The sequence below is a fragment of the Saccharopolyspora sp. 6M genome (genome assembly GCF_020176775.1).
GTDB classification, from domain to species: Bacteria; Actinomycetota; Actinomycetes; order Mycobacteriales; family Pseudonocardiaceae; genus Saccharopolyspora_C; species Saccharopolyspora_C gregorii.
Genome location: NZ_JAIUJZ010000170.1, coordinates 1 through 8,669 on the forward strand (window position 1 = coordinate 1; position 8,669 = coordinate 8,669).

Here is an 8,669-nt window from a genome sequence, read left to right on the forward strand (position 1 = left end):
CCACCTGATCACCCGCGAGTCCCCAGCAGCGTTCCCCCCGGGGCCGGCGACCCCGCCCGCAGCGGGAAAAAGATCCCGCAGCGAGGAGGGCGCTGAGGTTCCGCCACCCGAGAGCTGCGCAGCACGAGCGGAGGGATCTCACCGATCGTTGGTCAGTGGGAGCGGGCCCGTCTCCAGCAGCGCCCGGAACTCCCGCGCCGGCATCGGCCGCGAGAACAGCCACCCCTGGTAGGCGTCCACCCCCACCCCGGACAGCACGTGGAACTGGGTCGCGGTCTCCACGCCTTCGGCGACGCACAACCGCCCCATGGCCCGCGCCATCCCGACGACGGCCTGCGCCACGGCGAAGTCGGAGGGGTCGCCGCCGACGCCGGCCACGAACCGCCGATCCACCTTGATGATCTGCGCGGGCAGGTCCTTGAGCCGCGCCAGCGAGGAGTAGCCGGTGCCGAAGTCGTCCACCGCGAACCGGACGCCGCGCGCGACGAGCTCCCCCATCGCCTGCCGGGTGCGGGACGGCAGGTCGACCAGCGCGGTCTCGACGAGTTCGAGCACCACCCGGTTCCAGTCGAGCCCGCATTCGGCGACGGTGTCGGCGACGACGTCCACGAAGTCGGCGCCCCCGGGCACGAGCCCGGCGAGGTTCACCGCGATCCCGACCTGGCGCCCGTTCGGCACCGGCCAGGTGGAGGCTTCGCGCAGCGCGGTGCGCAGCACCCACCGGTCCAGCTCGCGCAGCAGGTCGCCCTGCTCGGCGACGGGCAGGAACGCGTCCGGGCTGAGCAGCCCGCGGTCCGGGTGCGGCCAGCGCACCAGCGCCTCGGCGGTGAGCACGGTGCCGTCGGAGGCCACCACCGGCTGGTAGTGCAACGTCAGCCCGTCGTTGTTCAGCGCTTCCCGCAGCTGCCCTTCGAGGTGCAGCTGCCGGTCCGCGGAGGCCATCAGCGCCGGACTGGCCAGCGACACCTTGCCCGCGCCGCGCCGCTTCGCCTCGAACATGGCGGCGTCGGCGAACCGCAGCAGGTCCTCCCCGCCGGAACCACCACCGCTGGGCACCGCGGCCCCGATGGACGCCGACACCCGGATCAGCTGCCCGTGCACCGGCACCGCGGTGCGCAGCAGCCCGGACACCCGGGTGGCGAGCGAGTCGAGCCCGCCGACGGTGGCGATGTCGGAGCAGATGATGAGGAACTCGTCACCGGAGAGCCGCGCCGCGGTGCAGCCTTCGGGCAGCCCGCCTTCGAGCCGCCGCGCCAACGCCACCAGCAGCTCGTCGCCCGCGTCGTGGCCGAGCGAGTCGTTGACCCGCTTGAAGTTGTCGATGTCGCAGAACAGCACCGCGACCCCGGCCGGATCGGAGCTGCCGAGCAGGGTGCCGAGCAGCTCCTTGACCGCGGCCCGGTTCGGCAGCCCGGTCAGGTCGTCGTGGGTGGCCTGGTAGCGCAGCGCTTCGGCGGCACGGCGGCGTTCGGTGATGTCCTGGAACACCACGAGCCAGAACCGGGTGCCGTCGTCCTGCACCGACAGCGCGACGTGCAGCTCGCAGTACACCGGTTCGCCGTCGGAGCGGATCAGCAGCCGCTGCGGCACCTTCCGCCGCCCGGCGCGGGACGAGGCGCTCTCGTCGGAGGCGGCGCGCAGCCCCGAATCACGCTCGTCCGGGTGCGTCATCTGCCGCGCGCTCATCCCGCGCAGCTGCTCCAGCCGGTAGCCGAGCAGGTCGCACAGCGCGTCGTTGGCGTCGACGAGGTGCTCGTCCTGGTCGAACAGGCCGATACCGACGGGCGTGACGGCGACCAGATCGGTGAACCGCTGCGTGGACCGCTCGATCCGGGTCAGCGCGGTGCGCTGCTCGGTGACGTCCTGCGCGGTGCCGACGAGCACCATCCGGCCGTCGGGGTCGCGGATGGCGGTGCCGTGGGCACGCAGGGTGCGGATGGCGCCGTCGCGGCGCACGAAGCGGTGCTCGACCTCGACGGGCTCGAAGCACTGGGACAACCCGCGCCAGGCCTCGTCGACGCGGTCCCGGTCCTCGGGGTGCACGCCCTGCAGGTAGCTCTCGTAGCTGGTGGCCTCGCCGGGCAGGTGCCCGCAGATCTCGCGCATCATCTCCGACAGCTGGGTGATGCCGGTGGCGGCGTCCCATTCCCAGGTGCCGAGGCGCGCGGCCCGCTGCGCGTCGTGCAGCTTGCGGCGCTCGTCGCGCAGCTGCCGTTCCAGCAGCCGCTGCTCGGTGACGTCCTGCACGGTGCCTTCGATGCGTTCGACCCGGTCGGCGGCGTCGCGTTCGACCCGGCCGGTGCACAGGAAGACGCGGTCGGTGTGGTCGCGCAGTTCGACCTCGACGAGCTTGCCGACGGGCGCGGCGCGCAGCCGGGCCCCGAAGTCCTCGGCCTTCGGCTGGTCGTCGGGCCGCACCGCGACGATCATGTTGACGCCGTCGAAGGCGTCCTCGGTGCCGCTGGCGTGGAAGAGCTCCTTGAGCACCGGGCTGTGGTACATCTGCCCGGTCTCGGGATACACGCTCCAGCTGCCGACCTTCGCGATGCGCTGCGCCTCGATGAGCCGGGCGCGTTCGTCGGCGATCTCCGCGCCGGAGGCGGCGGCGTCCTCGGGCAGCAGGTCGCGCACGTCCACCAGCACGGTCACCCGCAGCGACGGGTCCCGCGGCGAGGGCCAGCTCAGCACCCGCACCGCGATGTCGCGGGCTCCGCGCAGCAGCGACACCGATCCGGCGCGCACCACGAGTTCACCGAGCCGCGAACCGAGCAGCTCGGCCGCGTCGGCGACCCCGGCCAGCCGCACGGCCTGCTCGGTGACCCGCAGGACCGTGCCGTCCGCGGCGCTGAGCATCGCGGGTGCGTCGGGTAATCCCGCGTCGTCGAGCGAGCCCGCCGCCCCGTCCGCCGCCGGTTCCGTCACGCCTCTCGCCCCGGAAGCGGGCGTTCCGTCGTACCGATCGGTCACCAGCACCCCTCCTGCGTAGCGGCCACGTTCACCGGGCACACGACCGAAGACCGACCATCCCGCACGTGATCGGCACCACAGCGAGTTACGGACCTGACCTTACCGGCACGGACTCCGCAGCGAACCGCTGGTCGCCCTTCGATCGGTACCACCCGCGCGTGTGACGACGGGCACCGGCTGTCATGACGCGAACGCCGCGGGCGAAGCCCACCGGACAGACCACTGGGGGGCACCTCGAACGGTGCGCCCCAGTGGTCCGGATGTCCGATCCCCGCGGCGGGATCAGGCGGTGGCGACCCCGTCCGCGCGGGCCGCCGCGGCGACGGCGCTGATCACGGCGGGCGCGACCCGCGGGTCCAGCGGGCTCGGCACGATCTTGTCGGCGGCGAGTTCCTCGGCGACGACCTCGGCGATGGCCTCCGCGGCGGCGACCTTCATCCGGTCGGTGATCATCCGCGAGTTCTCCTGCAACGCGCCCTTGAAGATGCCGGGGAAGGCCAGCACGTTGTTGATCTGGTTCGGGAAGTCGCTGCGCCCGGTGGCCACGACCGCCGCGTGCTTGCGCGCGACGTCCGGGTGCACCTCCGGGTCCGGGTTCGACAGCGCGAACACGATCGCGTCGTCGGCCATCGTCGCGACCAGCTCCTCCGGGATCTGGCCGGCGGAGACGCCGATGAGCACGTCGGCCCCGTCGAGGGCGTTCTCCAGCCCGCCGGTGATGCCGCGCGGGTTGGTGTAGCCGAGCAGCTCCTCCTTGATGGGCGTGAGGTTGTCCCGCCCGGAGTGCAGCACGCCCCGCGAGTCCAGCACGACGATCTCGCCGACCCCGGCGGTGTGCAGGATCTTCGCGCACGCCACGCCGGCCGCGCCCGCACCGGAGATGACCACGCGCATCGAGGACATCTCACGGCCGACGATCTTCGCGGCGTTGCGCAGCGCGGCCAGCACCACGACGGCCGTGCCGTGCTGGTCGTCGTGCATCACGGGGCAGTCGAGGGCCTCGATGAGGCGGCGCTCCAGCTCGAAGCACCGCGGTGCCGCCACGTCCTCCAGGTTCACCGCGCCGAACGAGGGGCGCAGCCGCACCATCGTCTCCACGATCTCGTCGACGTCGGTGGTGTCGAGGACCAGCGGGATCGAGTTGAGCCCGGCGAAGGTCTTGAACAGCGCCGACTTCCCCTCCATCACGGGCAGCGAGGCGCGCGGCCCGATGTCGCCGAGCCCGAGCACCGCGGTGCCGTCGCTGACCACCGCCACCAGGTTCTGCGTCCAGGTGTAGCGGTCGGCCAGGGTCTCATCGGCGGCGATGGCCCGGCTCACCTTGGCCACACCGGGCGTGTAGGCGATCGACAGGTCGCGCGCGCTGTCCAGCGGCGCGGTCACGTCGACGCCGAGCTTGCCGCCCTCGTGCGCGTGGAAGATCTCGTCGTCGGTCAGTTCCGCGCCGCTCGCGGCGGGGGGAGTGCGATCGTTCACAGTGGTCACGGCGTCCCTCCTGTTGCCATGGCCTGCGAAAACCGGGTGGTCCCGGGTTTCGGAGCGAATGGGTGACGTACAGCCACCCGGCGACGCGCTCGTCAGGGCTCCCGGGCGGTACCGGGTGCGACGGGCGTCGGGACGACCGGTGCCGGTTTCCCTGGTGCGGGAAAGCGAACCGGTGGACGCTGCGGTCCGGCCAGTCTGCCAGCGCGGGTTCCGCGCTGTCAGCGACCAGGGTCACAGACTTGATCGAGCAGGTCGGGCGTCACGCGGGCGGTTTCCTGCGGGCAGTTCTCGGTGGCGCAACATTTCCCGATTTTCCGCGCGGCCGGCCGGCGGCGGTTCGAGCGACCGGTGGGCCGGGCGTCCGCTGCCGGCTCCGACCCCGCGCCGCGGTTCCGCCACCCCGGCGCTCAGCGGCGGAAGCGGAAAATGAGGTGGTTACGCTGCGGACGTGGAAATCCGCTCCTTCGACATCACCGGCGTGCACGAGTTCACCCCGAAGTCCTTCCCCGACCACCGCGGCCTGTTCGCCGCGCCGTTCCAGGAGGCGGCGTTCGTCGAGGCCGTCGGGCACCCGCTGCGCCTCGGGCAGACCAACCACAGCGTCTCGGCGCGCGGCGTGATCCGCGGCGTGCACTTCGCGGACGTGCCGCCGGGGCAGGCGAAGTACGTGTACTGCCCGCGCGGCTCGATGGTCGACGTGGTGGTGGACGTGCGGGTCGGCTCGCCGACGTTCGGGCGGTGGGTGGCGGTGCGGCTGGACTCCGCGGAGTACCGGGCGCTGTACGTCGCCGAGGGGCTCGGGCACTCGTTCGTCGCGCTGGAGGACGACACGGTGATGAGCTACCTGTGCTCCACCCCGTTCACGCCGTCGGCGGAGCACGGGATCAGCCCGCTCGACCCGGAACTGGGCCTGCCGTGGGCCGAGCACCTCGACGGGGAACCGGTGCTCTCGGACAAGGACCGCGCCGCGCCGACCTTGGCGGCGGCCGCCGACGCGGGCCTGCTGCCCGACTACGACGCCTGCCTGCGCCGCTACGCCGAACTCCGCGCCGCGGCATGACCGGCGGGGGGGGGGGACGCACCGGCCGGGGCGACCGCGCGCTCAGAAGTCCTCGGCGAGGACCCGTTCCGCGTTGCGCTCGGCGAGCGCGGTGATCGTCACGAACGGGTTCACCCCGGTGGAGCCGGGGATCAGCGAGCCGTCGGTGACGTACAGGTTCCGGTAGCCCCGCACCCGCCCGTACGCGTCGGTGACGTCGCCGAGCACGCAGCCGCCCAGCGGGTGGTAGGTGAACCGGTTCTCGAACGCCCTGGTGTCGCCGAACAGGTCGTGCCGGTAGGCGGTGCCGTTGGCCTGGTTGATCCGGTCGAACACGGCCTTCGCCGCGTCGATGGACGGCTGTCCCTGCGCCTCGCGCCAGCGCAGCCGCGCCGAGTCGGTGGCCGCGTCGTACTCGATGCGGCCGCGCTCGGGGTTGCGGGTGATGGCCAGGTAGAGGCTGGCCCAGGTTTCGATGCCCGCGGGCACCGGCGCGATCTCGGCGAACACCGGGTTGTCCGGGTCGTGCCGGTTGTCGATGCCGAGCGCGGGCATGCCCGACTGGACGAGCCCGGTGGTGTCCCACGGGTGGTTGGCGCGGCCGAGCATCACGTTGCCGTTCGGCCCCCACTTCTCGCCGAGCCCGGCCGGCAGGTCGGGCAGCGCCCCGGTGTCGCGGGCGCGCAGCAGCAGTTCGGTGGAGCCGAGGCTGCCCGCGCCGAGGAACAGGTGCGCGCAGGCGATCTCGGCGGTGCCGCGGACCTCGCCGAGCTCGTCGATGCGCTCGGTCGTGAGCACGTAGGTCCCGTCGGCCTCCTGCCGGAACGAGGTGACGCGGGTGAGGGTCTGCAGGGTGACGTTGCCGGTCCCGAGGGCGGCGGGGATGTAGCTCTTGTCCAGGCTGCGCTTGCCGTGGTTGTTGCCGTAGATCACCTCGGAGGCGAGCGCGGACTTCGGGACCTCACCGGCGGCTTCCCGGCGCATGTAGTCGAAGTCGTAGACGTTCGGCACGAAGGTGGTGCCGAACCCGGCGCGTTCGGCGTGCCTGCGGGACAGCCGCGCGTAGGCGTAGCAGTCGGTGTCCTCGAACCAGGTGGGGTCCGGGGAGTTCGCGCCGAGCATCCGGTTCGCCAGCGGGTAGTACCGCCGGTACATCGGTTCCGGGTCGACGCCCGGCAGGATCCGCGCGAAGTCGTCCCGTTCGGGGGTGACGGCCATGCCGCCGTTGACGAGGGAGCCGCCGCCGACGCCGCGGCCGACGTAGACGTCCATCTCGTCGAAGTGCATCCGGTCCAGGACGCCCGCGTACGGCTTCACGTCCCGGTTGACCAGGTCGAGCCACAGGATGCTGGCCAGCGGTGCTTCGGTGCGGGTGCGGAACCAGCTGCTGCGGTGGTCGGGTCGCAGCATGTCGCAGAAGATCGACCCATCGGAGCCCGCGGTGTCCCAGAGCCGCCCCATCTCCAGCATGAGCGTGGGCACTCCCGCGGAGCCGAGGCGCAGCGCGGTGGTGGCCGCGCCGTAGCCCGAGCCGATCACCACGGCGGGCACGGTGGTGCGCCGGCCTGCGGCGACCGCCCCGCGGGTGGAGACGGTGGTGAGGCCGAGGGCGGCGGCCGCGTTGAGCGCGGTGAGACCGAGCATGCGCCGGCGGGAGAGAGTCATGACGCTGGATGATGCAGCGCGCACCCACGGTTGTGAACCCTGTTCACATAAACGGTGCAAACGAAGTGAACGGGTATCACTTCAGCGGAGCCGCTGTGGCCTCGGCCACAACCGCCACGCCACCACGCCGAGCACCGCCGCGGGCCCCAGCTCCCGCGAATCCGTCGAGCCGAACGCGTTGTCCCCCACCACGTGCCACCCGGCGCCCTCCCGGCGCACCGCCCGCTTCACCGACAGCTGCGCAGGTCGCGACGCCCACCGCACCAGCACCACATCACCCGCCCGGGCGACCGCGCGAGTCCGCACCACCACCACGTCCCCATCGCGCAGCGCGGGCACCATCGACGCCCCGCGCACCAGCACCCGGCGCCACCGCCACCGATCCAGCCCGGACACCGTCCCACCTCCGGTCGAGAGCACCCCCGCAGCGGTCCCTCCAGGAAGACGCACGAGATCGTCACGAGTAGGGTCACGCACGTCGGAGCATTCACTGTCAGGGAGGAATGATGGGTCTACTGTCCCGTATCCTCAGCCCGCGCCTGGAAGCCACCGCGCACTGCGACCTGCCGTGCGGGGTCTACGACCCGGCACAGGCGCGGATCGAGGCTGAGTCCGTCAAGGCCGTGCAGGAGAAGTACCAGAACAACGAGGACTTCGAGTTCCGCACTCGCGCGATCATCATCGCCGAGCAGCGCTCCGAGCTCGTCAAGCACCACCTGTGGGTGCTGTGGACTGACTACTTCAAGCCGCCGCACTTCGAGAAGTACCCGCAGCTGCACGAGCTGGTCAACAAGGCCACCAAGGCCGCTGGGGCGACCGGCACCAAGGGTTCCATGGACCCGGCCAAGGGCCAGGAACTGCTGGACTACATCGCGGAGATCGAGAAGATCTTCTGGGAGACCAAGCAGGGCTGAGGTCGCTGTCGCCGAACGGCGCCGCCGCAGCGGGAACACCGCGCGACGGCGCCGTTCTCGCGTTCGGGCCCCCGCACCGGTGGCGCGGCGGGCGCCGCGGGCCCGGCCGCCTAGACTTCGCCGCGTGGCGGAATCCGGCGAACGCAAGGTCTTCCTGCTGCGGCACGGCGAGACGGAGTGGTCCAGCAGCGGCAAGCACACCGGGCGCACCGACGTCCCGCTCACCGCGCGGGGCGAGGAGCTCGCCACCGCCGCGGCCCGCACCCTCACCGCCCTGCGCGGCGACGCACCGCTGACCGCGCTCGCCAGCCCGCGCGGCCGCGCCCGCCGCACCGCCGAACTCGCCGGGCTCACCGCCGAGGTCGAACCGCTGCTGGCCGAGTGGGACTACGGCGACTACGAGGGCCGCACCACCCCGGAGATCCGCGAGCAGGTTCCGGGCTGGACGGTGTGGACGCACCCCTGCCCCGGGGGGGGGGCCCCCCCCCCCCGGCCCCCCCCCCCCCCCCCCCCGGGGGCCCCCCCCGCCCCCCCCCCCCCCCGGGGGGGGGGGGGGGCCCGGGCCGGGGGCGGGAGCCCGGGGGGGGGAGCCCCCGGGG

The 8,669-nt window shown here is 72.7% G+C and carries 6 protein-coding genes and 1 pseudogene; 3 read left to right on the top strand and 4 right to left on the bottom strand.

Going from position 1 to position 8,669, the window contains the following annotated elements:
- Positions 1 to 138: 138 nt before the first annotated feature.
- Together LCD31_RS21055 and LCD31_RS21060 are read right to left on the bottom strand one after the other, a co-directional pair.
- Complete coding sequence (locus tag LCD31_RS21055) at positions 139 to 2,853, bottom strand: bifunctional diguanylate cyclase/phosphodiesterase (RefSeq protein WP_224960505.1); 2,715 nt, start codon at positions 2,851 to 2,853, stop codon at positions 139 to 141.
- Positions 2,854 to 3,249: 396 nt separating this feature from the next.
- Positions 3,250 to 4,452, bottom strand: a complete 1,203-nt coding sequence (locus LCD31_RS21060) for an NADP-dependent malic enzyme (protein ID WP_224960472.1) — start codon at positions 4,450 to 4,452, stop codon at positions 3,250 to 3,252.
- Positions 4,453 to 4,900: 448 nt separating this feature from the next.
- Here LCD31_RS21060 and LCD31_RS21065 point away from each other — a divergent pair, with 448 nt between their 5' ends.
- On the top strand, positions 4,901 to 5,512 hold the full coding sequence (locus LCD31_RS21065; protein WP_224960473.1) for a dTDP-4-dehydrorhamnose 3,5-epimerase family protein: 612 nt from the start codon (positions 4,901 to 4,903) through the stop codon (positions 5,510 to 5,512).
- 42 nt (positions 5,513 to 5,554) lie between these two features.
- Here LCD31_RS21065 and LCD31_RS21070 read toward each other — a convergent pair whose 3' ends face one another.
- Together LCD31_RS21070 and LCD31_RS21075 are read right to left on the bottom strand one after the other, a co-directional pair.
- Positions 5,555 to 7,156 (bottom strand): GMC oxidoreductase, encoded by a 1,602-nt coding sequence (locus tag LCD31_RS21070; protein WP_224960474.1) that lies wholly within the window; start codon positions 7,154 to 7,156, stop codon positions 5,555 to 5,557.
- 81 nt (positions 7,157 to 7,237) lie between these two features.
- Positions 7,238 to 7,552 carry a S24 family peptidase gene (locus LCD31_RS21075; RefSeq protein ID WP_224960476.1) on the bottom strand — a complete coding sequence of 105 codons (315 nt, stop codon included), beginning with the start codon at positions 7,550 to 7,552 and terminating at the stop codon, positions 7,238 to 7,240.
- A 110-nt stretch (positions 7,553 to 7,662) separates the two neighbouring features.
- Between LCD31_RS21075 and sodN the strand changes: the two genes are divergently transcribed.
- Positions 7,663 to 8,070 (top strand): superoxide dismutase, Ni, encoded by a 408-nt coding sequence (sodN, locus tag LCD31_RS21080; RefSeq protein ID WP_224960478.1) that lies wholly within the window; start codon positions 7,663 to 7,665, stop codon positions 8,068 to 8,070.
- 124 nt (positions 8,071 to 8,194) lie between these two features.
- A pseudogene (locus tag LCD31_RS21085) lies at positions 8,195 to 8,551 on the top strand (histidine phosphatase family protein); the annotation flags it as partial.
- Positions 8,552 to 8,669: the final 118 nt, after the last annotated feature.